This window comes from Caulobacter sp. DWR1-3-2b1, from assembly GCF_049895765.1.
GTDB lineage: Bacteria > Pseudomonadota > Alphaproteobacteria > Caulobacterales > Caulobacteraceae > Caulobacter.
Window position 1 is genome coordinate 63,745 of record NZ_JAFCSZ010000009.1, and the last position, 24,292, is coordinate 88,036.

The window sequence follows — 24,292 nt, forward strand, 5'->3', positions numbered from 1 at the left end:
GCTCTAGTTCCCGTACCCCACCCCTACCAGATAGAGCCCATCTGCCGGCGCCACCGGCCCACACTGTGTGCGGTCCTTAGCCTCCAGCGCCTCGCGCACATCGTCCGCGCTCCATCGCCCGATCCCGACCTCAACCAGCGTCCCGGTCATCGAACGCACCTGCCGATGCAGAAACGACCGCGCCTCAAAGCTCAGATGCACCTCCTCGCCCACCCGGCTCACCCGCGCGACGTCGAGCGTCTTGAGCGGCGACTTGGCCTGACAATGCATGTCGCGGAAGGTGGTGAAGTCGTGCAGGCCCACAAGGGCCTGCGCCGCCGCGTGCATAGCCTCGGCGTCCAGCGGCTTTTTCACATGCCAGACCTTGCCCTTGTCCAGGGCCGGCGGGCCGCGTCGGTTGAGGATGCGGTAGAGATAGCGCCGCTCATTGGCCGAGAACCGGGCGTGCCAATCCCCCTCGGCGATCTCGCAGTCGAGGATGCTGACCGCCTCGCGGGTCAGGTGGGCATTGAGGGCGTTGGCCACGGTTTGGGCGGGCCAGTCGCGTTCCAGATCCACATGCACCACCTGACCCGTGGCGTGGACGCCGGTGTCAGTGCGTCCGGCCGCCGCGATGCGGATCTTCTGGCCGCAGAAGGCCTCCACCGCCGTCTCAATTGCCCCTTGCACCGACGGCAGGGTCGCCTGGGCCTGGAAGCCGTTAAAGGGCCGACCGTCATACTCGACGAGGAGGCGGTAGCGGGGCATCAGGCAAGGATGGTCCCGGCGGCAAGCGGGAAGCCCCGCGTGAGGACCTCGGCATCCTGGACGCCCTTGCCTTCGCGCTGGGCCTTGAGCAGGCGGATCGCGCCGTCTCCGCAGGCGATCAACAGGCTATCGTCCAGCACAGCGCCCGGCGCGCCGCTCTCATCCTCGACGCGGGACAACAGGGCCTTCACGCGGACGGACCCCCTCTCGGACGGCGCTTCGAACCAGGCTCCGGGGAAAGGCGACAGGCCACGGATGTGGCAGTCAATCTCCGACGCTGGACGGGTCCAGTCGATGCGGGCCTCGGCCGACTTGATCTTCTTGGCGTAGGTCACGCCGTCTTCGCTCTGCGGCGTCTCGCGGGCGCCGCCGCGTTCGATAGCGCCCAGGGCCACCGGCAGGATGCGCGAGCCGACCGCCGCAAGCTTGTCGTGCAGTGAGCCGGCGGTCTCCAGCCTGTCGATCCGCACCTGCTCGGACATCAGGATCGGCCCCTCGTCGAGGCCCTCGCTCATTCGCATCACCTGGACGCCGGTGACCGCATCGCCCGCCATGATCGCCCGCTGGATCGGCGCCGCGCCGCGCCAGCGGGGCAGCAGGGAGGCGTGCAGGTTGAAGCAACCCTCGCGGGGTGCCTCGAGCACCTCCCGCACCAGGATCTGGCCGAAGGCCACGACCACGGCGGCGTCGAGGTCCAGGGCCTTGAAGGCTTCGATCTCCTCGGGCGTTTTCATGGAGACCGGCGTGCGCACCGGCAGGCCCAGCCCTTCGGCGAGGGCATGGACCGGCGAGGGTTTCAGGTCCTGGCCGCGACCGCGCGGGGCGGGAGGCTGGGAGTAGACACAGGCGATCTCGTGGCCTGAGGCGACCAGTTCGACCAGACAGGCGACGGCGAAATCGGGCGTGCCGAGGAAAGCGATGCGCATGGGGGCGGTTTAACGGTCGCGGCCTCGTATTGAAAGCCGCAGACGGAACCTTGACCGTGGGGAGCCGTTATCTTACCGACACTGTCCCCAGGAGCATCACTATGCGTTCCACCCTGATCTTCGCCGTCTGCGCCGCCGCCCTGTCGCTGGCCGCCTGCTCGGACCAGCACGCCACCGAGATCAAGGAAGGCGCCAGGGCGGCCGCCACTGACATCGGCGACGCGGCCAAGGAGATCTCCAGCGATCCCGACGTCAAGGAAGCCGGCACGGCCCTGAAGGAAAGCGCCAAGGAAGCCGGCGCTGAGCTGAAGGAAGCCGCCGGCAAGGCGACCGACGCGGCACAGGAAGCTGGCGAGAAGGCGGGCGACGCGGCCAAGGAAGCCGGCAACGACATCGAAGCCGGCGCAAAGAAGGCCGGCGCCGAGACGAAGAAGGAAGTGCACGAGGCGACGCGGTAGGCGCTGGAGCATTTTCCGATAAGTGTGAAACGGTTATCGGATCGAAAAATGCTCTAACCCTTTTATTTAGAGCCCTTTTCGCCCGACCCTGATGAAGCCATCAGGTCGGAAAGGGCTCCAGCTGCTCGCCCGCTGCGAGTAACTGCGCCCGCATGACGATCAGTGATCAAAGCTGATGCTGCCGAGCCCAGACTCGTCCAAGCTCCAATTCGTCGTCATCCCGGGACTCGTTCCCGGGACCCATGGTTCAGCTTCATCGTGAGCGTGATTTTCGGCTCAGCGTCTGTGGCGGGCGAAAGGTTCCCGGGAACAAGTCCCGCCATGACGACCGTTTGCGATACAGAGATTATAACTCTCCCAGTGATGGGAGCGTCCCCTAAGCCGCCCGCCGCGCCTTCTTTACCCTGGTGATGGCGCGGTCGCGGCGCAGGCGCGACAGGTGGTCGATGAACAGCACGCCTTCCAGGTGGTCCATCTCGTGCTGGACGCAGACGGCGAAAAGGCCCTCGGCTTCCTCGGTGACTGTCTCGCCCTGGTAGTTCATGTAGCGCAGCGTCACCTTGGACGAGCGCTCCACCTCATCGTAATAGTCGGGGACTGACAGGCAGCCCTCTTCATAGCCTTGCGTCTCTTCCGAGGTCGACAGAATCTCGGGATTGACGAAATATTTCGGGGCCGGCTCTTCGCCGTCGCGGGCCAAATCCATAACGATGATCCGCACGGGCTCGCCGATCTGCACGGCCGCCAGGCCGATGCCCGGCGCGTCGTACATCGTCTCCAGCATGTCATCCATCAGGTGACGCAGATCGTCCGTCACCGCCTCAATGGGGGTGGAGATCTTCTTCAACACAGCCAGATCGGCAGTGTTATCGACGGTAAGGATGCGACGGATGGCCATGATAGGTGTCAGGTAAGGGGCTCATTCCCGAGCGTCAAGGTGGGGGATTGCCCCACCGCAAGCTTGGTCAGGGATCGAACGCCCGATTCTACCGGGACCAGCTCGGCGATTTCCTTGCCCTCGTGATCGACGGAAAGCTCCTCGAACCGGCGGGCCTGGGTCAGAACCTGGCTCTCCAGAGAGCCCACGAACTGGTTGTATTTGCCGACCGCCGACTCCAGCGCCTTGCCTACCGCCCCGGCATGGGCGCCCATCACCGCCACGCGCTTGTAGAGCTCGCGCCCCACGGCGACGATGTTGGCGGCGTTCTTGGCCTGATCTTCCACGCGCCAGCCATAGGCGACGGCCTTGCACAGGGCGAACAGGGTGGTGGGCGTGACCAGCAGCACCCGCTTGTCCATCGCCTCGGTCATCAGGTCGGGCAGGCGCTCCAGAGCGGCGGCCAGGAAACTGTCGCCGGGCACGAACATGGCCACGAAGTCGGGCGAGCCTTCCGAGGCGAACTGGTCCCAATAGGTCTTGGCCGACAGGCTGGTCATGTGGGCGCGCACGCTCTGGGCGTGGCGCAGCAGGGCGGCCTCACGCGGCAGTTCCTCGGCCATTTCCTGGGCTTCCAGAAAGGCGTTCAGCGAGCACTTGGCGTCGATCACGAACACCGCCCCACCGGGCATCCGCACCTTGACGTCGGGACGGCGGCGGCCCTCGTCGGTGTCGACGCTGAACTGCTCTTCGAAGTCGAAGCGCTTGTTGAGGCCGGCAGCCTCCAGCACGTTGCGCAGGGTCTGTTCGCCCCAGCGGCCCTGCACGCCGGCCCCGCGCCGCAGGGCGGCCGACAGCTTGCGGGCCTCGAACTGGGTGGCGGTCGAGGCCTCCATCAGGGCGGCGATCTGGGCCTTCAGGCCGCCGGCCTCTTCAGCACGGGACTTCTCGACGGCGGTAACCTGGGCCTCGAACTTGGCCAGGGTCTCGGCCACAGGCTTCAGCTGGGCTTCCAGCCGCTGCTGGGACAGCATTTCCCGGCTGCGGAAGTTCTCGTCGGCGCGCTTGATCAGGGCCTCGGCCACGGTGTTGGCGGTCATGGTCGCCTGCTGGGCGGCCTGGGCGCGGATCAACTCGGACTGGGTGGCGGACTGGTCTTCCAGCAGCCGGGCGCGCTCGTCGGCCTGGGCCAGACGCTCGTTCAGCTGCCAGGCTTTCATGTCCGCTGCGGTTGCGCGTTTGGTGGCGGCCAGCGCCCACAAAATGGCGGCGACGGCGATGGCCGCGAACACGGCGGCGAGGATCAGGAACGGATCGGACAAGTTCATGCTCCGTTCCTAGCCGGAGTCGGGCGGGGACGAAAGCGGGCTTCCCAGAAGGGGCGTGGCATGAAGAACGCATCTGACGCAAAGATTTCGGGCCGCCCAGCCTTGTCATCCCGGCCGCAGCGAAGCGGAGAGCCGGGACCACGGCAAGCACATGCGCCCATAGCGGTCCCGGCTCGGCGCGCTGCGCGCTTGGCCGGGATGACAATGCAATGGTCAGTAAGCGCAGTCCGTGAACACCCGGCTCACATCGCCCTTCCATTCGCCGTGATAGAGCTCCAGCAGCCTGTCGGCGCGGGTGCGGCCGCTGTCGGCGATCTCTTCCAGCTCGCCCATATAGATGGTCTCGTCCAGGAAGCCGCCGTTTACGTGAGCGCGGTTCTTCAGGCCCGACTTGGCGATGGCGACGAAGTCCCTGGCCACATCCCGGGCGGAACGGCCGGCCACTACCGCCTTCAGGCCAAGGCGCGGCACGTCGCGACGCAGGCCGGCGCGATCCTCGGGTGTCCAGTCCTTGCAGAGATCCCACGCGGCGGCCAAGGCGGCGGCGTCGTAGAACACGCCGGTCCACAGGGCCGGCAGGGCGCAGAGGCTGCTCCACGGGCCGGCGTCGGCGCCGCGCATTTCCAGATAGGTCTTCAGCCGCACTTCCGGGAACAGGGTCGTGGTGTGGTCGGCCCAGTCCTTGAGCGAGGCGCGCTCGCCCGGCAGCTCATTGATCTTGCCATCGATGAAATCGCGGAAACTGCGGCCGGCCAAATCGATGTAGCGGTCGCCGCGCTTGGCGAAATACATCGGCACGTCCAGGGCGTAGCGGGCGTAGCGCTCGAAGTCGAAGCCGTCCTCGAACACGAAGTCCAGCAGGCCCGTGCGGTCGGCGTCGGTGTCGGTCCAGACATTGGCGCGCGACGACAGGAAGCCGTTGGGCTTACCTTCCGTGAACGGAGAATTTGCAAACAGCGCCGTGGCGATTGGCTGCAGAGCCAGGCTCATGCGGAACTTGGCGACCATGTCGGCTTCGCTGGAGAAGTCGAGATTGGCCTGCACCGTGCAGGTGCGCAGCATCATATCCAGGCCCAGGCCGCCGACCTTGGGCATGTAATTACGCATGATGACGTAACGCCCCTTGGGCATGATCGGCACGTCTTCGCGCTTCCAGATGGGCGAGAAGCCAAGACCCATGAAGCCCAGGCCCAATTCGTCAGCGACGGTCTTGACCTCGTCCAGATGCTGGCCGGTCTCTTCGCAGATGTCGTGCATGGTCAGCAGGGGCGCGCCGGAGAGTTCAAACTGGCCGCCGGGCTCCAGGCTGACATTGGCGCCGTTGCGCTCCAGCCCGATGATCACTTCGCCTTCCATCACCGGCTTCCAGCCAAAGCGCTGCAGACCGACCAGCAGGGCGTGGACGCCCTTGTCACCCTCATAGGGGACAGGCCCGTGGCCCTGCAGATAGAAGCCGAACTTCTCGTGCTCGGCCCCGACGCGGAAGGCCTCCTTGGGCTTGGAGCCCGAGGCGAAATAGGCGGTCAGTTCGTCGAGCGTCAGCGGACGCTCCTGCAGGCTAGCGGTGTCGGCCATGAGCCGTCTCTCCCCAAGATCGGATACGCATCGAGCTGGGAGAGGCCCATTTCCCCACACCGGCCGCATACTATCGTCAGCGCAATTGGGCGTTTTCTTTGCGAACCTCAAGAGGGGGCCGCCGCTTTAGCTTTCGCGCCAGTCGCCAGCCGCCGCCTGCCACAGCGTCAGGGCCGAGATGGCGGCGGTGTCGGCCCTCAGGATGCGAGGACCCAATGACACCGGCGTGACGAACGGCAGGGACCGCAGGCGCTCGCGTTCCTCTGGCGCGAAACCACCCTCGGGACCGATCAGGATAGCGGCCGGACCTGCGCTTCCGGCCAGGGCCTGGATCGCCGGACGGGCGTCGCCGCCCTCGTCGCAGAAAACGAGCTTTCGGGCCTGGTCCCAGCTGTCGAGAATATCGGCGAGCTTTTCGGGGTCTTCCACCGTCGGCACGTCCAGGCGACCGGTCTGCTCGGCGGCCTCCATGGCGATGGCGTCCAGGCGGCCCAGCTTGACGAAATCCACATTGGTGCGACGGGTGATCGTTAGTCTGACCCTACGTACGCCCAGCTCGGCGGCCTTTTCGACGATGGTCTCGACCCGGCCGCGCTTGACCAGGGCGACGACCAGGTCAAGGTCCGGACCCAGCACCATGGGCCGGGCCTGTTCGTCGACCTTCAGCAGCGATCCGCGCTTGCCGGTCTCGGTCAGGGCGGCGGTCCACTCGCCGTCGCGGCCGTTGAACAGCAGCACCTGGGCGCCGATGGCCTGGCGCATCACCGAGGTGAGGTAGCGCGACTGGTCGAGCGAAAGGACGACCCCATAGCCGGGGGCGAGGTCCTGGGGAACGAAAAGACGGATCATGTCGCTCTTCTAGCGCAACTGCGCTTTCCAGGGGTAGGCTCACCGCATGAGCAAGTCAGACGACTACGAAACCGAGCTCGCCGCCCTGCAGCTGGCCCTGATCGGGATGCAGAAGAAGGCCATCAAGGACGGCTGGAAGATACTGACCGTCTTCGAAGGTCGGGACGCCGCCGGCAAGGACGGGGCGATCTCGCGGATCACCGAGCACCTGGATCGCCGTCAGACCATCGTCGTCGCCTTGCCCAAACCCACCGAGCGTGAACGCAGCGAGTGGTACTTCCAACGCTATGTCGAATGGCTGCCCGCGGCCGGCGAGGCGGTGCTGTTCAACCGCTCCTGGTACAACCGGGCCGGGGTCGAGAAGGTGATGGGCTTTTCCACGCCGCAGCAGCAGGAGCAATTTCTGCGCGATGTGCCCGCCTTCGAGACGATGCTGGTCGAAAGCGGCGTGCGCTACGCCAAGTTCTGGCTAGATATTAGCCGTGAAACCCAGGCCGAGCGCCTGAAGGCGCGCAGCGAGGACCCCCTCAAGGCCTTCAAGATCAGCCCGCTGGACGCCGTCGCCCAGGAAAAGTGGGCCGACTACACCGCCGCTCGCGACGACATGCTGACCCGCACCAGCATCGCCGAGGCCCCATGGATCTGCCTACGCGCCGACCACAAGAAGTCCGCCCGTTTGAACATCATCCGCTGGCTGCTGCACGCGACCGGCGACAAGAAACTGCTGAAGGACGTAGCCAAGCCGGATCCCGAGGTGATCTTCCCGTTCGAGGTCTCGGCGCTGACGGATGGACGGCTGGCGCGGTGACCCTTCGGCTCGGTCTCGGCTGGGCATTATTCGCGGCCCTGGTCGGCCTCCCCGCCTTCGCCGAGGAGTGCCGGTCGGCCCCCGGGCTGGAGCGGCAACTATCGGAGACCCCGGTCCAGCCGTTCGTCGCCAAGATCACCCCTGCCAGGGCCAGCCCCGTCTGGAACATCGGGTCGGACGGTGGCTTTCAGATGGCCACCCTTGGCTTGGGCGACGTCATGACGCTCTTCGGAGCTATGGGCGAAGCCGCGACCTCCTGCGGCAGGCGTGTGACCTGGGCGCTGCGTTGGGACGGCGGTCGCGCGGTCTCCGCAGGATCCTTCAAGGTCGTCGACACCGACAAGAAACCGGAGCCGCGACAAAGCGCCAAATTTGGGAGCGCGGAGTTTCGGATCACGCCGGACATTCCTAGCCAGACGGCCTGGCTCACTGCGCGAGACAGCGGGGTCGAAGACCATTATCTGCTGGATTTCCCAGCCACCGCCATCTCCTTCCTGCCGCACATGCACACCGACAGCGTGCGGATCGAGGTGATGGGCAGGCGAGCCGACGGCGTGCTGATCTATGCCGAGCTCAATGGCGCCAAGAAGCGCTAGAGCATTTTCCGATAAGTGTGAAACGGTTATCGGATCGAAAAATGCTCTAAACTTCTGATTTAGAGCCCTTTTCGCCCGACCCTGATGAATCCATCAGGTCGGAAAGGGCTCTAGCGCCGTTTCCGCGCCGCGCGTTCGGCCACGATCTCGGCACCCGGACCAGCGCCTCCGGCAACGGCTTGTCCGGCTGGAACCGGATCGTGCCCTTGCTGATGTCATAGCCCGCGAGCCGGTCGGCGAAGTGCTCGACCGTGTCACGCGGATAGAAGGCGCAGTGGCCCCTGGCGGCGCCGAAATGCACCAGCGAGCCGTTCAGCTTAAAGGTCGGCAGGCCATAGCTGATGCACTCCTCCGCGCCCGGCGCGGCGGCCAGGATCTGGCGGCGCAGGAGGTCAAGCGCGGCGCGCTGGTCGGGCGGGACATCGGCGAGATAGGCGTCGATGGACGCGGCTGCGACTTTCAAGGCGGGTTCCTCCGATGATTTCTCGAGGACGTTCCAAGACAGCCCGATCCGACATCCGCCGCCGTCGAGGTGGAAATTGCGCCATCATCACCAGCTTCACAACAGGCTCGCGGCGTGATCTGTCACGCTCAGTGTCGAGGCTGTACGAGGACGGGGCGATGGACCAGACGGCAAGCCAATCGGCCCGGACGACGACTGCGATCCGACTGGGAGTCGGCCTGCTGCAAGGCCTGGCGCTGTTCCTGCTGCACCATGCCGAGAACGTCAAAGCCTGGCCCGCGACCCAGCCCCTGGTCTTCGCGCCGCTGGTGCTGGTGGCGCTGGCCGTCCCCTTCGTGATCCTGGCCGGGATCGGCGCCTTGCGCCGGAGCAGCCTGATCGTCTGGGCGCTGGGCGCGGCGGCCTTCGCGGCCTATCTGGCCTTTCACGGCGTCTGGCGCGATACGACGCCCGACAAGATGCCCGACTTTCCGGTGTTCCTGGCCATAGCCGGGGGCCTGTTCATCGCCCACCACCTGATCCAGCCGGCCGAGGCCGAGCGCAAGGTTGTGGCTTCTTACCCGGCCTATTTCGACATCACCTGGATGCACGGGGTGCAGCTGGCCCTGTCGGCGGCCTTCACCGGCGTGTTCTGGATCCTGCTCTATCTGGGCGCCTCGCTGTTCAAGCTGATCGGCATCGACGCGATCCAGAAGCTGATCTCCGAAGAGGCCTTCGCCTTCCCGGCCACCACGGTGATGTTCGCCGCCGCCGTGCAGCTGACCGACGTGCGCTCGACCCTGGTGCGCGGCGTGCGGACCGTGGCCCTGACCCTGCTGGCCTGGCTGCTGTCGCTGATGACCCTGATCGCCGCCGGTTTCCTGGCCAGCCTGCCTTTCACCGGCCTTGAACCTCTCTGGAAGACCCGCGCCGCCACCGCCCTGCTGCTGACCGCCGCCGCCCACCTGATCGTGCTGATCAACGCCGCCTATCAGTGCGGGACCGAGCCGCCGCCCACGGTGTTGAAATGGGCCGCGCGGATCGCCGGCGTTCTGCTAATCCCGATCGCCCTGCTGGCCGCCTATGGCCTGGCCTTGCGGATCGGCCAGCACGGCCTGACGCCCGAGCGGGTGTTCGCCGCCGCCTTCGTCTTCGTCGCCGCCGGCCATGCGGTGGGCTACGCCATGGCGGCCTTCCGTCGCGATGCATGGATGAAGACCCTGGAGCGGACCAATGTGGTCATGGCCTTCATCAGTCTGGCCTTGCTGACCGCCCTCTTCACCCCCATCGCCGATCCCGCGCGGCTATCGGTCAATGATCAGGCCGACCGGTTGGCGCGAGGCAAGGTCAAGCCGGCCCAGTTCGACTACGCCTTCCTGCGTTTCGACGGCGGTCGCCACGGACGGGCCGTGCTGGCGCGCCTGAAGACCGACAAGAACCCCGAGATCGCCAAGGGCGCCGCCCAGGCCCTGGTCTGGACCGTCCGCCCGCCGATCGACGCCCAGCCCCGCTTCACCAAGACCACGGTCTATCCGGCCGGCCGCGTGCTGCCCGGAAGCCTGGTCAAGCAGGATTGGTCGCCATCGGACGGCGATTCGGTCTGTATCTACCCCGGCACGACCTGTTCGGCCCTGCTGCTCGACATCGATGGCGACGGCAACGAGGAGGTGCTGTTCTCGAACGGCGGGACGCTGGACGTCATCAAGCAGTTCCCGAAGGACAGCTGGAAGAAGATCGGCTCGGCCTCGGCCCGCTGCAGCGGAACCGACCTGGACCAGGCCCTGAAGTCGGGGACGGCCCGCATGGCCGAGCCAGTTCCACGGCGGGACATTCTGGTCGGGGACCTGCGGCTGGCCTTCATCCCCTTCGCGTCCGGCTGCGCGGTGGAGGCGCCGGGGATGGTGAGTGGGATGGTTCCGGGGCGGTAAGACCTTCAACCGCAAACAAATCTTGTCATCCCGGCCAAGCGCGCAGCGCGCCGAGCCGGGACCACGGCATGCCTAGGCGCTTCCGGCGGTCCCGGCTCGGCGCGCTGCGCGCTTGGCCGGGATGACAAGAGATTTGGAGGTCAAGTTGGGAGCCTACCCCACCCCCTCGCTCACCGCATTGAGCCGCGCGTAGATCCCGCCCTTGGCCTTGAGCTCGGCGTGGCGGCCCTCCTCGACCACCCGCCCCTTCTGGAACACCAGGATCCGGTCGGCCCCGCGCACCGTCGAAAGCCGGTGGGCGATGACGATGGTCGTGCGGCCGGCCATCAGGGCCTCGGCCGCGATCTGGACCTCGGCTTCGGTCTCGACGTCCAGCGACGAGGTCGCCTCGTCCAGCACAAGGATCGGCGCGTCGGCCAGGAAGGCGCGGGCGATGGCCACGCGCTGGCGCTCGCCGCCCGACAGCTTGACGCCGCGCTCGCCCACCAGAGTGTCGTAGCCCCTGGGCAATTGCAGGATGAAGTCGTGGGCGTGGGCCTTGGCCGCCGCCGCCTCGATCTCCTCGCGCGTGGCGTCCGGCTTTCCGTAGGCGATGTTCTCCAGCAGGCTGCGGTGGAACAGGGCCGGGTCCTGAGGCACCACCGCGATGGCGCGGCGCAGGCTGCCTTGAGTCACCGCCGAGACGTCCTGGCCGTCGATGACGATCCGGCCGCCCTGCAGGTCGTGCAGGCGCTGGATGAGCTTGGCGAAGGTCGACTTGCCCGAGCCTGTCGGCCCGACCAGCGCCACCCGCTCGCCCGGCGCGATCCGCAAGCTGAACTGGTCGTAGAGCGGCGCGCCTGCCGCCTTGTAGCGGAAGGTGACGTTGTCGAAGGCGATGGCGCCGGGGCCCTCCTTCCCGGTATGGGGCGTGAAGGCGGGCGCGTCTGGCGCGTCGGCGATCTGCGGCGCCAAACGGTCCCAGGCGGCCACGTCCTCGCTGTCGTCCAGGCCCTTCTGCAGCATGCGGATGTTTTCACCCAGGTTGCGCAGATAGCCGCTCATCAGCATGAAGGCGGTGATGGCGAAGGCCACATCGCCGGGGCTCGCCGTGCCCTGAGACCAGCCCCAGACCATCGAGCCGGTCAGGCCGGCCTGCAGCAAAACGAGCAGCAGGTTCTGGCCCAGCCAGACATCGGTGAACCGGTTCCAGGTGACCATCACCGCCTCTCGCCACTCCCCCGTGACCTCGGCGATGCGAGCGGTCTCGCGGTCTTCGGCGCCGAAGCTCTTGACCGTCGGATTGGACGTCACGGCGTCGGCCAGGGCCCCGCCGATCTTCGAATCCAGGGCATTGGAGCGCAGGTTGCTGGGCCGCACATAGCGCTCGATAACGATAATATTGGCGGCCAGATAGGCGGCGATCACGACCAGCGAGATCACGCCCGCCATCGGCTGGCGAAACAGCATCATCACCGACAGGCCGACCAGCACGACGATGCCAGGTCCCAGCCAGATGGTCACTGCGTCGGTGACGCTGTCATAGCCCCACATGGCGCGGGTCAGCTTTCGCACGGTGGCCCCGGCGAAGCTGTCGGCATGCCAGTCCGACGAGAAGGCCTGCACCTTGGCGAAGCCCTCGTTGGTCATCTCTTCCATGTTGCGGGCGGCCAGCGGGATCCAGAACCGATGCGAGATATTGCGCACCACCGCGAAGGCCAGATAGACGCCGACGAACGCCCACAGCGCCGACCATGCAGCCGGGTCGCCGCGCGGCTTTTCGACCACCGCATCGACCAGGTGTCCCGCAGCATAGGGCAGCGCCAGGTCGAAGCCGATAGCCACGAGGGTCAGGCCGACGCCGAGGGCGAACAGCACCGGCCGCCGCTTCCAGAACTGCGCGATGAAGCCCAGAACCTGCCGGTTGGACAGCGCCCGCTTGCGGCCCGCCGTTTCGTCCTCGTCGTCAATGAAGTCACTCATGATGCTGGGTAGATAGGGGGTTTGGCGTTCTGAAGCGACCCCGCTAGCGCTTCCGACCCCAGCCGAAAGGCCGCCACCTCAGGAAGCCGATGATCGCCGGTCCCACCACGGGCGTGCGGAGCAGGGGCCGCACGACCAGGGGGCGGGTCTTGAGGAAACAGACCACCGCCCCGATCCAGAACACCGTGGTCGGCAGGCCCGGCACGACGATCCCGACCGCGCCGATGGCGACCAGCGACCCGCCCAGACCGTCCAGCGCCCAGCGTTCGACGCGGGTCAGGCGGCGACGAGGCTTGCGGGCGGATGGAAGTGGGGCCGTCATCGCCGGGACACTATCGCCCAAATATACAACCGTCATTCCCGCCTTGGAAAGACGGGATACACCGCTACCGGCAATCGCTACGTCTGTGCCAGCAACGGACGTTCCAGGCGGCTGCTTGAGGTGGGACGCAGCGGTTCCAGACAACGCCGAGGTAGCCCCACAGAAAAGGCTTCCCCATTTTCCCACGAAGCTCAACTATGGAGCGTCGCGAGAGGCCGGACGAGCTCTGGAAGGACCTGGACGGCCTAATCCCCGACTGGACCAAGGCCTTCGGCGACCTGCTGGCGGAGATCTATCGTCGGTCGCCCAGCGCGGCCATCCTGGTCGACTGGCCCGAGGAGACCGACGTCAAACTGCCGGAATATCGCAAGACCGTCGCTGACCTGAAGGCGGCGATGCGCCAGGCGGCCGGCCGCGCGGGCGTGCGGATGATTCTGTTCGTCCCGCCCTATCGCGGACAGCTTGAGCGCACCGGCTGCGGCCAGCACGGCAGCCTGAAGGACAATCAGGCGCTCGCGGAGTTCCTGATCGCTTACATCGAGGCCCGACCGGAATTGTGGAACGGCCGCTGACGTTGCCCAACAGCTGCTTCAGATCAACATACAGCCGCCGACACAGGCACTGATCTGGACTCTCAGATCGTGACAGCGAGCAATTGTCGGTCTCGGGTGACACCCGCCCTTGTGGCGGGAACCCTCGCACCGCCGCAGGTGCGGGAGGGGCGAAGTGCGCGCGCACTTCGCTGGCGTTTCACGTGTCAGCTGAACCAGGGGTTTCCGCCACAAGGGCGGGAGTTCACCGGGACCGACAATTCCTGGCGGTGGCAATCTGAATGGCCGAAGTCAGCGCCTATGCTGATGCCTGGGCACGACCCGACACAAACCTTCTTCCGCATCCGGCCCAGTGTATGTTCTAGAAATGCCGCCGCTCACCACAATCGTTTTCGACCTGGATGGCACGCTGCTAGACGGCGACTCCGCTACTGCTTGGATGATCAGCAGGATCAGGCGCTCTTGGGCGAGAACTGCCATAGCCGTCGCTGCCGCGCCCGTCGCCGGCTTGCTTATGACGCATTCTCGATCGCGGCGCTGGGGCGCCTCAATAGCCCTTTGGATCGCAAGCGCAGGGCAGACCGAAGATGAGCTCCGAGCCTCCTTTGGTGCCTTCGCGAGTGGGATTCAGCGAGGTGATGGGCCCATCGGTTGGCGGGAGGCCGGGCTTTTGACGATGCGCGGCCATATCGAGCGTGAAGAGCCAGTGATCATCGCCACCGCCGCCCCGGCATGGCTGGCTGAAAAGCTGATCGAGGGCCTGAACTTGCCGCCGATTGCAGTCGTTGGCTCTACGCTCGGCCCATGGCTTGGAGGATGGATCGGAATCCGACACTGTCGCAATCAGGCAAAGTGCGACGCCCTTTTGGTCGCCGGGCATGGCCAGCGGTGGGCGGTAGCCTATTCAGACAGCGCAGATGACCTGCCATTGTTGGCGCGAGCTGATCGAGCGTGCCTAGTGAATGGGTCTGTCCCAACGCTCGCTCGGTTCGCAAAGAGCGGCGTCGCGGTCGAACCTATTTCCTGGTGAGCCGGGTGAGCGCAATGTCTGCTGCCGGCGTCGGCGGCAGACCTTTGCCAGCGTCGGTTTATCCCCGTCGTTTTAGGGCGGGAATGACGGGAGGTATGGGGATGGGGTGTGCTCTATCCCCGTTCTTTTGAGAACAAACCCCAGCGAGATAAGCAGCTTGTAAAAATCTTCATCGCCCCGATCCTTGGCGCTCAAACCGCCCGCATAATCATGGCTGTCCCCGTCGCAGGGGGAGGGCGCTTGGTACCGGCCTGATGCGGCGACGGGTGATGAAGCTGAGCGGGGCCGCGACGCCCTGGAAGGCGGGTCGAGGTGTGCGGGCTGTCTCAGAAGGACGGACCGGATGCTGAGTGGCTTGTCGGCCGAGCGAGCGCGGGTTGAAGAGGGCGGGGATCAGAAGCCGCCTATCGCACATCGTCGGCGTCGAGACGGATAGCCGATCGACGAGATGCGCGCCCGTCCGGGGGTTAATTGGGAATCAGAGCTGAAACTCACGCTCGTGTGCCCCGATCCTCACGGTCAAGAACAGCTTGGCGAAGCGGACAGGTCGAGCCGAAACGCACAACACACATCACGGTCATCCGGGCTCGCCCCGGCCGCTTCGCGCCTCCCCACCCACTTGCAGCCAGTTTGGCGCGAGGCCGAAAAGCCGTGTCCACCAGACTTGCCCCCTACGGGTCGCTTCGCGACCGTCTTCCCCCGGAGGGGGAAGATGAAACGCGCCGACCCGTCCCCCCCCCCAGGAGAAACACCCCGTGCCCAAGTCCAAGCCGCCCCGCAGTCGCTATCGCCCCCTTCGCCACGTCAACAAGGTCACCGACCGCGCGATGACGATCTATGACAAGCTGGAAGAGGTCACCGAAAAGCTCCATCGGCAGATCGCGCCCTTCCTCGACCAGATCCCGGCGCGCGAGCGCACCCTCATGCTGACCCTGCTGGCCGACAACCGCGCCCAGATCGCCGGCGGCCGGGCCGACATCTTCCAGCCCAGCGCGACGCCCGTGCTGGACGAAATTCTGCGACAAGACGCCGAACGCCAGCGCGCTGCAGCGAAGCGCTGATTGACTCCCTCGCCCCCGCCCGTATTTTCCGCCCCGTTCGGATGACTGGCGTTGAAGGTGGGCGACCACCGGGGAGCCCGAACCTCATCAGCCGCGCGCCTGGGCTCCTTTTTCGTCTCGTTTCACCAGACCCGGAGTCCCGCCGTGCCCGCCGCCCCCGACTATCCGTCCGCCCCCGATCTCGTTTCGCCCAAGCGCGCCCTGCTGTCGGTCTCCGACAAGACCGGGCTGGTCGAGGCGGCCCGGGTCCTGCACGAGGCCGGCGTCGAGCTGGTCTCGACCGGCGGCACCAAGGCGGCCATCGCGGCGGCCGGTCTGCCGGTCAAGGACGTCTCGGACCTGACGGGCTTCCCCGAGATGATGGACGGCCGGGTCAAGACCCTGCACCCCATCGTCCACGGCGGGCTGCTGGGCGTGCGCGACGCGCCCGAGCATGCGCAAGCCATGGCCGACCACGGCATTGGCGGCATCGATATACTGTATGTGAACCTCTATCCGTTCGAGGCCACGGTCGCCAAGGGCGGGTCCTACGCCGAGTGCGTCGAGAACATCGACATCGGTGGCCCGGCCATGATCCGCTCGGCGGCCAAGAACCACGGCTATGTGGCCGTCTGCACCGATCCCTCGGACGTCGCCGAAGTGCTGGAGGCCCTGAAGGCCGGTGGAACGACCCTGGCCCTGCGCCAGACCCTGGCGGCCCGCGCCTATGCCCGCACGGCGGCCTATGACGCGGCGATCTCGGCCTGGTTCGCGCAAGCGCTCGGCCAGGACTTCCCGGCCCGCAAGAGCATTTCCGGCGAGCTGCGCCAGATCATGCGCTATGGCGAGAACCCGCACCAGAAAGCGGCCTTCTATGCGTTTCCCAGCCCGCGCGTCGGGGTGGCCACGGCCACCCAGCTGCAGGGCAAGGCGCTCAGCTACAACAACATCAACGACACCGACGCGGCCTTCGAGCTGATCGCCGAATTCGACCCGGCCGATGGCCCGGCCGTGGCGATCATCAAGCACGCCAATCCGTGCGGCGTGGCCGTGGGCGGCTCGCAGCGCGAGGCCTATGAGCGGGCCCTGGCCTGCGACCCGACCTCGGCCTTCGGCGGCATCGTGGCGGTGAACTCCCGCCTGACCCGCGAGGCGGCGCTGCAGATGGTCGAGATCTTCACCGAGGTGGTGATCGCCCCGGAGGCCGACGACGACGCCGTCGCCGTGTTCGCGGCCAAGAAGAACCTGCGCCTTCTGATCACCGGCGGCCTGCCTGACGCACTCTCGACCGGCGACACCTTCAAGAGCGTGGCCGGCGGCTTCCTGGTGCAATCGCGCGACGACGCCCGCATCAAGGCTTCGGATCTGAAGATCGTCACCAAGCGTCAGCCCACGGACGAAGAAGTGCGCGACATGCTGTTCGCCTTCACCGTCGGCAAGCACGTCAAGTCCAACGCCATCGTCTATGCCCGCGCGGGCCAGACCCTGGGCGTCGGGGCCGGCCAGATGAACCGCAAGGACTCGGCCCGGATCGCAGCCCTTCGGGCCGCTGATTTCGGGTTGGACCTGAAGGGCTGCGCCTGCGCTTCAGAAGCCTTCTTCCCGTTCGCCGACGGGCTGATCCAGGCGGCCGAGGCCGGGGCCACGGCGATCATCCAGCCGGGCGGCTCGATGCGCGACCCCGAAGTGATCGAGGCTGCCGACAAGCTGGGCCTTACAATGGCCTTCACCGGCGTGCGGGTATTCCGGCACTAGAATGGATAGCGCCGCCTGGGGAGCCAAGGTCGCCGAACACTCGCGGGTGTTCAAGCCCGACGGCGCCGGACCCTTCCCGGTGGCGCTGATCCTGCACGGCTGCGGCGGCAAGACGCCGTTCCTGGAGGTGTATGCGCAGACGGCGGTCGCGGCGGGCTACGCTGCCATCGTCATCGACTCCCTGAAGCCGCGCGGCATGTCCACTCTTGAGGGGCGGCTTCGCGTTTGCACTGGAACGACCCTGCACGGCCTCAAGCGCTCGGCCGACATTTTCGCGATGTTGACCTGGCTGGAAACCCAGGGCTGGGCCGATCACGAGCGCATATTCCTCGCCGGCTGGAGCCACGGCGGTTGGGCGATCATGGATGGCTACGCCATCGGTGAGAACGCGGCGCGGGCAACGGGCCTGCCGGACGCTGATCCGGCGAAGCTGAGAGCGCGGGTCAAGGGAGCCATGCTGGTCTACCCCTATGCCAGCTATCCCTCGCTGACGAGCAGTCGGGGCTGGGGCGCGCGCGGACCCCGGATCTGGTCAGTGCTGGGCGGCAAGGACCTCGTGGTCGGCTGGAAGGCGCCCAAGAAAGCGTTCGAGCGACTGGCCCTCGACGGCCTGAACATCGACACGGTCTTCCTCGCCGACGCCACCCACGCCTTCGACGACGATCATGCCGGCGATCCTCGCACGAAGTACCGCCTCGACCTGTTCGACCAGCTCCGGGACTATTTCACCCACGCACTGACGGAGACCCTGAAAGCCTAGGCGGCGACGGCCGCGGTGGCCTTGCTACGCCGGATCGGCGTCGAGCCGCGATAGAGGCGGCGCCACAGCCACTCCAGAGGCCCCATGGTGAAGCGGTCCATCCACCATTTCGACCACAGGATCTGAACGATCCAGATGCCGGCGACGATCAGGGCCAAGCCGGGCCGGTCGACCTTGCCATGCAGGCTCAGGCCGCGACCGCCGTAGAAAATAGTGGTCATGATCATCGATTGGGTCAGATAGTTGGTGAAGGCCATCTGGCCGACCGGCGCCAGGATTTCGGGGATCTTCTTCCAGAAGCCGGCGGAGCGCGAGGCGAAGACGACCAGGCTCACATAGGCCAGGGTGGTCAGGGGAGCGGTGGCCGTCTGGAAGACGCCGGCGACATTGCCCAGCGGCTTGGACAGGCCGGTCAGGGCGCAGGCGATGAACAGCGCGCCGGTGACCGCCAGGGCCAGCAGGCCGACGACGGTAAGGGTGACATAGGTCTTCTTCGAGGCTTCGCCGGTCAGGACGCCGGTCTTGAAACAGCCCAGGCCGATCATCATCAGGCTGCTGGTCATCAGGAAGATGACCGGCTCGGCCATCAGATAGTTGAGACGGTCCTTGGCGTTCTGGATCAGGGACTGGGTGAAGGTCCCGGCGTACTGAGCTGCTGCGGCGCTGTTCTTGGCGGCTTGCCTGGCGCTCTCGGCCGCTTCCTTGGCCGCATCGTACGGCATCAGCATGGACACGACCACACCGACCACCATCAGCAGCGAGAAGCCGATCCAGATACCGATCCCGACCTTGAACAACCGCTTGGGCGTCCAGGAACGGGCCAGCATCACAGCGAACCCGGCCAGGGCATAGCTCAGCAGCACGTCGCCGAACCAGATGGCGAAGCCGTGCAGCAGGGCGAAGACCACCATCCACATCAGCCGCTTTCGCAGGATCGAGCCCTTGCCCGTCTCCGACCGCTCGCCGCCGATCAGGAAGATCGAGACGCCGAACAGCATGGCGAACAGGGTCACGAACTTGCGCTGGAACAGCCACTGTGTAGCCACCCAGACCGAGACCGTGTCGGCCCCTGTGCCATGCGGCCAGTGGCGCACCGACTCCGCCAGCCCCGAGGTGACGGCAAAGTCCGGCGCGTTGCACAGCAGGATGCCCAGCACCCCCAGACCCCGCAAGGAGTCCAGCAGGAGGATCCGATTCTCGACCATGAGCCCCCCAAGGCGTTGCGGCGCGAGCCTAGTCCGGCCCGGGCTCGCTCCACAACCTCAAGTCGGGCGTCGGGCGATCTACCCCGCGTTGGCCAGTTCCCGCAGCGCCGCATTGGCGATGGTCAGCTTGGCGAAGGTCCAGCCGCCGCCGGCGTTCTCGATATCCTCCACCGTACGCTTGGCCGAGCGGACCCGGTCCATGCGCAGGGCGGCCCACGAGGTTACCGCCGCCCTGGCCGACAGCTCATCCTCGCCCGCCTGGGCTGTTGCCGAGAACTTCAGCACCGCTTGGGTGATCGTGGTCTGCTCGCTGAGCAGATCCTCGATCAGGCGGCGCACCGCCAGCCGCTCGAAGGCGTCGCCGCCGACGAACGAGCCGGCCGCGCCCCGCAGACGGTCGAAGCCGAAGGCCGCGCCGGTCTGGTGATACAGGCGCGCCACGTTCTTGACCGTCCAGCTGGACGCGTTAGCCAGATCGACCAGGTCAGCGGCTGTGGTCAGGGGCTGCAGCGCCGCGACGGCCTGGGCCAGGGTGTCCGGCGCGCCATCGGCGACATACATCTTGGCCCGTCTGGCCACGGCCTTCTGCTCGTAGCTCGACAGGACGGCGGGCGTCATGCTGCGCAGTTCGGCGACGGACGGGCCGTAGTTGTCGATCAGCGTCTTCACCGAGGCCTTGTCCCGGAACGCCCGGCGGGCCAGCCAGAACGTCAGGCTCCGCAGGGCGTAGGCCAGGGCCTTGTAGAGCGCGGTCTGGCCTGCCGCCGAGGCGTGGTTGTCGAGAGCCGAGACCTGGTCCCACAGGGCGTCGACGCCAAGGATCTCGCGAGCGGCGGTGAAGCCGGTGACCAGGGCGTCCGCGTCACAGGTGGCGGCGGCCTTCAAGCGCGTGGCGAAGGTCGGGCCGCACATGTTGACCATCTGATTGCCGACCACCGTGGCGATGATTTCGCGCTTCAGGCGGTGCTTCTGCATCTGGTCGGCATAGCGGTCGAGACCCTTGGGGAAGTAGCCGCGCAGGGTCTTCTCGAACCAAGGATCATCCGGGGCGTCGGAGGCGACGATGTCGTCGAACAGGTTTAGCTTGCCATAGGCCAGCAGCACGGCCAGTTCGGGTCGGGTCAGGCCCTTGCCGGCCTGACCGCGCTCAAGAAGCGTCGTATTGCTGGGCAGGCCCTCGACCTTGCGATCCAGGCGACCCCGGGTTTCCAGATCGACCATGTAGCGGACATGGCTGTCGACCTCGGAGATCGCGTCGCTTTCCAGCAGGGTCAGGGCCAGGGTCTGGTCGTAATTGTGCTCCAGCACATGATGAGCGACATCGTCGGTCATCGAGGCCAGCAGGGTGTTGCGGCTAGAGCGATCCAGTTCGCCGCCCCGCTCCAGCAGACCCGTCAGGATCTTGATGTTGACCTCGTGGTCGGAGCTGTCGACGCCGGCCGAGTTGTCGATGGCGTCGGTATTGATATGGCCGGTGGCGGCCGCGAACTCGATCCGGCCGGCCTGGGTCAGGCCCAGATTGGCGCCCTCGCCCACCACCTTGACCCGCAGGTCCGAACCGTTGACGCGCACGGCGTCATTGGCCTTGTCGCCGGCGTCGGCGTTGCTCTCGACCCTGGCCTTCACATAGGTGCCGATGCCGCCGAGATAGAGCAGCTCGGCTCTGGACTTCAGGATCGCGGTCATCAGCTCGGCCGGCGACACGGCTTCAGCCTTGATCTCGAACAGGGTCCGGACTTCCGGCGACAGGGAGATGCTTTTCAGGCTGCGGGCGAAGACGCCGCCGCCGGCCGAGATCCTGGACTTGTCGTAATCGTCCCACGACGAGCGCGGCAGCTTGAACATCCGGTCGCGCTCTTCCCACGAGGAGGCCGCGTCCGGATTGGGATCTAGGAAGATGTGGCGGTGGTCGAAGGCAGCCAGAAGCTTGGTTTGCTTGGACAACAGCATGCCGTTGCCGAATACGTCGCCGCTCATGTCGCCGACGCCCACCACGGTGAAGGGTTCGGTCTGGATGTCCTTGCCCATCTCGCGGAAGTGACGCTTGACCGCTTCCCAGGCGCCACGGGCGGTGATGCCCATGACCTTGTGGTCATAGCCGACCGAACCGCCGGAGGCGAAGGCGTCGCCCAGCCAGAAGCCATAGTTCTCGGCCACGCCATTGGCGATGTCGGAGAAGGTCGCCGTGCCCTTGTCGGCGGCGACGACCAGATAGGGATCCTCGCCGTCGTGCACGACTACCGAGGCCGGCGGCACGACCCTGTTATCGGCGTCGATATTGTCGGTGATGTCGAGCAGGCCCGACAGGAAGGTCTTGTAGGCGCGGATCGCTTCGGCCTGGATCGCGTCACGATCGCCGCCGCGCGGCAGCTGCTTGGGATAGAAGCCACCCTTGGAGCCGACAGGCACGATCACCGCGTTCTTGACCTGCTGGGCCTTCACCAAACCCAGAACCTCGGTGCGGAAGTCGTCGCGGCGGTCGGACCAGCGCAGGCCGCCTCTGGCGACCGGGCCAAAGCGCAGGTGGACGCCCTCGATATGCGGGGCCGAGATGAAAATCTCGCGGTAGGGCTTGGGGGCCGGCAGGTCTTCAAGCTCGCGGGAGGCGATCTTGAAGCTGATATAGGGCTTGGGCTGACCGTCCTCGCCGGGCTGGTAGAAGTTGGTCCGCTGGATCGCCCCGACCAGGGCCGCAATGCGGCGCAGGACACGGTCGGCGTCGAGGCTTTCGACCGCCTGCAGCGCCTCGCCGATCTTGGCCTCGACGGCCTTGGCCTGAACCTCACGATCCTTGAGATCAGCGACGACGGCGGGATCGAACTTGGTCTGGAACAGGTCGAGGATCAGGCGGGCGACACCTGGGTGATCGGCGAGAGCCTGCTCCTGCACGCCCTGACTGGGATCGAGGCCGGATTGCTGGCGATAGCGGGCCAAGGCGCGGATCAGGGCAGCCTCGCGCCAGCCGATACCCAGTTCCAGCACCAGGCGATTGAAGCCGTCGCTCTCGGCACGGCCAGTCCAGATGGCGACGAAGGCGGCCTCGAAGGCCAGCTTGACGTCGGTAAAGCTCAAATGCTCGCCCTGCTCGTCGGCCAGCACGAACTCATGCACCCAGACGGGCGCGCGCTCACCGCTTTCAGAAGTGGGCGAGACCTTGTGGCCATCCTCGATCAGGGCCTTCAGGCCCATATGCTCCAGGATCGGCAGGACGTCGGCCAGAGGCACGGCGGCGCCAGGCCGATAGAGCTTGAAGCGGAAGGTGGTCGCGCTGTCGTCGGGACGACGGAAGGCGCGAACGCGCACCGCATCTTCCGGTGTCAGGGCGTCGACGATCTCGATGTCGGACAGAGCCTCGAACGCGTCGTATTGATCGCGATAGCCCGGCGGGAAGGCGCCGGCGTAGCGGGCGAGAGTTTCAGCGACGCGACCGGGCGCGCCGCCGTCGCGGATCGCCGCCTCGAAGCGGTCTTCCCAGGTGCGGGCGGTTTCGGCGATGGCGGCTTCCAGCGCGGCCAGATCAGGCTCGCGGTGATCGCCGGGCCTGACGCCCAGGATGAAATGGACGCGCGCCAGCGGGGCGTCCGAAAAGCTGGGATAATAGGCTGAGATCCATCCGCCGAAAGCGTCGGCCAGCAACTTGCCCGCCCGTTCGCGGACGCCGGAATCGTAGCGCTCGCGCGGCACGAACAGCAGGGCCGAGATGAAACGGTCGAAGGGGTCGCGGCGGGTGAACAGCTTCACGCGAGGTCGATCATAGAGGTGCAGCACCCCCAGCGCCATGTTCAGCAGCTGGTCCTCTTCGGTCTGGAACAGCTCGTCGCGAGGCCAGGTCTCGAGGATGTTGCGCAGGCGCTTGCCGTTGTGGCTGTCGGGATCCTTGCCGGCGCTGTCCAGAACATGCGCCACCTTGCGGCGGATCAGCGGCACGTCATGGGCCGGGGTCTCGTAGGCCTCGGCGGTGAACAGGCCCACGAAGCGGACCTCGCCCGAAGGCTTGCCGTCGGCGCCGTACCGGCGCACCCCGACATAGTCCATGTAGCCGCGCCGGTGGACGCGCGACCGCAGGTTGGACTTGGCGACCACGATGGGATCGCCGATCTCGATATGGTTGCGCACCTGACGCGACAGGATGGCCGGCTCGCTGCCCCGGCGCAGCACCGTGCGGGCCTGGTCGCGCAACACGCCCAGACTGCCCTCGGGCTGGTACAGCGGCTCCTCGGCCGCGTAGCCGCCGTCGCTGGTGCGGGGATATTCGTAGACGCGAGCGCCCAGGAACACGAAGTGGTCCGAGGCCAGCCAGTCGAGGAAGTCCATGTCCTCGGCCCGGGCCTCTGCCGGGATGGCGACCTTGGTGTCGCGCAGCTCGACGATCGTGCGGCGCATCAGGTTGCGCATGGCCTCGAAGTCCTGCACGGCCAGGCGCACGTCGGCCAGCGCCTCGCTGACGGCCTGGATCAGGGCCGCTTCGCGGTCTTCTCCCACCGGGGCCAGATAGATCTGGATCATCGAGCGACGCTGGCCGCCGACCTCGACCACGGGATGGAACATGGCGCGGACCTGAAAGCCGGCCTCGGCAACCGCGCCCATGATGCTGTCGACCAGGAAAGGCCGGTCAGGCTGGACGATTTCGAGGAGGTCGCCGCGCAGGGTGGTCCCGTCGGGCTTGCGCGCCTGCCGCAGGCGAATGGCCGGCTCGGTCGCGTCGGCAACCTCCTGGCCGAAGCGCCAGAAATCGGCGAGAGCGTGAGCGGTGTCTCCTGCGTCGAAGCCGGGCAGTTCGTCGGCCGACCAGTCGTCCTGGGCTTGGGCGAGGAAATGACCCGCCTGAGGAGGCAGCGCGTCGGGGGCATGGCCCAGGGTCTGGGCGAACGCCGCCATCAACTGGCCGCCCGTCGCCTCTGAAGGCTGGAGGTCATTTTTTGCACCAGTCATGGGATTTCCTCGCGAATTTTTGGCGACAACCTAGACTTTTCGGGCTGCGATTCAACCGGGACGTCGGAAACCCGCAAAGGATATTGCTGATTTCAAAGGGCCAAGATTCCGAGGGAAACGGAAGCGCCGCCGGTGGGGGAACCGGCGGCGCAGACCCGCCGGGGGGGCTGGCGGGCATCTTCCGCTTCGGACGCGCCGGAG

20 protein-coding genes, 1 pseudogene and 1 riboswitch are annotated in these 24,292 nt (G+C 66.5%); of the genes and pseudogenes, 10 read left to right on the forward strand and 11 right to left on the reverse strand.

Annotated elements, in window-relative coordinates:
• Positions 1-3: 3 nt before the first annotated feature.
• The gene (gene truA, locus ACP69S_RS10650) at positions 4-747 is read right to left on the reverse strand and encodes a tRNA pseudouridine(38-40) synthase TruA (protein ID WP_425997002.1); all 744 of its coding nucleotides are present in this window, start codon (positions 745-747) and stop codon (positions 4-6) included.
• Complete coding sequence (gene fmt, locus ACP69S_RS10655) at positions 747-1,673, reverse strand: methionyl-tRNA formyltransferase (RefSeq protein WP_425997004.1); 927 nt, start codon at positions 1,671-1,673, stop codon at positions 747-749. The genes truA and fmt overlap by 1 nt, the downstream gene beginning before the upstream one ends.
• 101 nt (positions 1,674-1,774) lie before the next feature.
• Between fmt and ACP69S_RS10660 the strand changes: the two genes are divergently transcribed.
• Positions 1,775-2,131, forward strand: a complete 357-nt coding sequence (locus ACP69S_RS10660) for a cell surface protein (protein ID WP_425997006.1) — start codon at positions 1,775-1,777, stop codon at positions 2,129-2,131.
• Between the two features lie 376 nt (positions 2,132-2,507).
• Here ACP69S_RS10660 and def read toward each other — a convergent pair whose 3' ends face one another.
• From def to ACP69S_RS10680, 4 genes are all read right to left on the reverse strand, one after another.
• A complete protein-coding gene (def, locus tag ACP69S_RS10665; RefSeq protein WP_425997008.1) occupies positions 2,508-3,029 on the reverse strand; it encodes a peptide deformylase in 522 nt (173 codons plus the stop codon).
• Between the two features lie 8 nt (positions 3,030-3,037).
• Entirely contained in the window at positions 3,038-4,336 is a 1,299-nt protein-coding gene (rmuC, locus tag ACP69S_RS10670) for a DNA recombination protein RmuC (protein ID WP_425997010.1), read from the reverse strand.
• A 213-nt stretch (positions 4,337-4,549) separates the two neighbouring features.
• The gene (locus ACP69S_RS10675) at positions 4,550-5,911 is read right to left on the reverse strand and encodes a glutamate--cysteine ligase (protein ID WP_425997012.1); all 1,362 of its coding nucleotides are present in this window, start codon (positions 5,909-5,911) and stop codon (positions 4,550-4,552) included.
• Between the two features lie 126 nt (positions 5,912-6,037).
• The gene (locus ACP69S_RS10680) at positions 6,038-6,760 is read right to left on the reverse strand and encodes a 16S rRNA (uracil(1498)-N(3))-methyltransferase (protein WP_425997014.1); all 723 of its coding nucleotides are present in this window, start codon (positions 6,758-6,760) and stop codon (positions 6,038-6,040) included.
• A gap of 46 nt (positions 6,761-6,806) precedes the next feature.
• Here ACP69S_RS10680 and ppk2 point away from each other — a divergent pair, with 46 nt between their 5' ends.
• Both ppk2 and ACP69S_RS10690 read left to right on the forward strand, forming a co-directional pair.
• Positions 6,807-7,568 carry a polyphosphate kinase 2 gene (gene ppk2 / locus ACP69S_RS10685; RefSeq protein WP_425997016.1) on the forward strand — a complete coding sequence of 254 codons (762 nt, stop codon included), beginning with the start codon at positions 6,807-6,809 and terminating at the stop codon, positions 7,566-7,568.
• Positions 7,565-8,164, forward strand: a complete 600-nt coding sequence (locus tag ACP69S_RS10690) for a hypothetical protein (RefSeq protein WP_425997018.1) — start codon at positions 7,565-7,567, stop codon at positions 8,162-8,164. The genes ppk2 and ACP69S_RS10690 overlap by 4 nt, the downstream gene beginning before the upstream one ends.
• A 46-nt stretch (positions 8,165-8,210) precedes the next feature.
• On the opposite strand, the gene ACP69S_RS10695 is transcribed toward ACP69S_RS10690, so the two are convergent.
• The gene (locus tag ACP69S_RS10695) at positions 8,211-8,627 is read right to left on the reverse strand and encodes an iron chaperone (RefSeq protein ID WP_425997020.1); all 417 of its coding nucleotides are present in this window, start codon (positions 8,625-8,627) and stop codon (positions 8,211-8,213) included.
• Between the two features lie 158 nt (positions 8,628-8,785).
• Here ACP69S_RS10695 and ACP69S_RS10700 point away from each other — a divergent pair, with 158 nt between their 5' ends.
• Entirely contained in the window at positions 8,786-10,534 is a 1,749-nt protein-coding gene (locus tag ACP69S_RS10700; RefSeq protein ID WP_425997022.1) for a DUF4153 domain-containing protein, read from the forward strand.
• 153 nt (positions 10,535-10,687) lie between these two features.
• Here ACP69S_RS10700 and ACP69S_RS10705 read toward each other — a convergent pair whose 3' ends face one another.
• On the reverse strand, positions 10,688-12,496 hold the full coding sequence (locus ACP69S_RS10705; RefSeq protein ID WP_425997024.1) for an ABC transporter ATP-binding protein: 1,809 nt from the start codon (positions 12,494-12,496) through the stop codon (positions 10,688-10,690).
• A 43-nt stretch (positions 12,497-12,539) separates the two neighbouring features.
• Positions 12,540-12,818 (reverse strand): DUF454 family protein, encoded by a 279-nt coding sequence (locus ACP69S_RS10710; protein ID WP_425997026.1) that lies wholly within the window; start codon positions 12,816-12,818, stop codon positions 12,540-12,542.
• Between the two features lie 197 nt (positions 12,819-13,015).
• On the opposite strand from ACP69S_RS10710, the gene ACP69S_RS10715 reads away from it, so the two are divergent.
• The 6 genes and pseudogenes from ACP69S_RS10715 (at position 13,016) to ACP69S_RS10740 (ending at position 17,954) form a co-directional block, all read left to right on the forward strand.
• Positions 13,016-13,390 (forward strand): hypothetical protein, encoded by a 375-nt coding sequence (locus tag ACP69S_RS10715; protein ID WP_425997028.1) that lies wholly within the window; start codon positions 13,016-13,018, stop codon positions 13,388-13,390.
• 103 nt (positions 13,391-13,493) lie between these two features.
• Positions 13,494-13,608, forward strand: a pseudogene (locus ACP69S_RS10720) (hypothetical protein); the annotation flags it as partial.
• A 128-nt stretch (positions 13,609-13,736) separates the two neighbouring features.
• Positions 13,737-14,399 (forward strand): haloacid dehalogenase-like hydrolase, encoded by a 663-nt coding sequence (locus ACP69S_RS10725; protein ID WP_425997030.1) that lies wholly within the window; start codon positions 13,737-13,739, stop codon positions 14,397-14,399.
• Positions 14,400-15,154: 755 nt separating this feature from the next.
• Positions 15,155-15,460: a hypothetical protein gene (locus ACP69S_RS10730; protein ID WP_425997032.1), complete on the forward strand. Its 306-nt coding sequence runs from the start codon at positions 15,155-15,157 to the stop codon at positions 15,458-15,460.
• A 31-nt stretch (positions 15,461-15,491) separates the two neighbouring features.
• Positions 15,492-15,572, forward strand: a riboswitch (ZMP/ZTP riboswitch).
• Positions 15,573-15,604: 32 nt separating this feature from the next.
• Entirely contained in the window at positions 15,605-17,194 is a 1,590-nt protein-coding gene (gene purH / locus ACP69S_RS10735) for a bifunctional phosphoribosylaminoimidazolecarboxamide formyltransferase/IMP cyclohydrolase (protein ID WP_425997034.1), read from the forward strand.
• 1 nt (position 17,195) lies between these two features.
• On the forward strand, positions 17,196-17,954 hold the full coding sequence (locus tag ACP69S_RS10740) for a dienelactone hydrolase family protein (RefSeq protein WP_425997036.1): 759 nt from the start codon (positions 17,196-17,198) through the stop codon (positions 17,952-17,954).
• Here the strand turns inward: ACP69S_RS10740 and ACP69S_RS10745 are convergent.
• Both ACP69S_RS10745 and ACP69S_RS10750 read right to left on the reverse strand, forming a co-directional pair.
• The gene (locus ACP69S_RS10745; protein WP_425997038.1) at positions 17,951-19,159 is read right to left on the reverse strand and encodes a DUF418 domain-containing protein; all 1,209 of its coding nucleotides are present in this window, start codon (positions 19,157-19,159) and stop codon (positions 17,951-17,953) included. The genes ACP69S_RS10740 and ACP69S_RS10745 overlap by 4 nt on opposite strands.
• A 78-nt stretch (positions 19,160-19,237) precedes the next feature.
• Positions 19,238-24,091 carry an NAD-glutamate dehydrogenase gene (locus ACP69S_RS10750; protein WP_425997040.1) on the reverse strand — a complete coding sequence of 1,618 codons (4,854 nt, stop codon included), beginning with the start codon at positions 24,089-24,091 and terminating at the stop codon, positions 19,238-19,240.
• Positions 24,092-24,292: the final 201 nt, after the last annotated feature.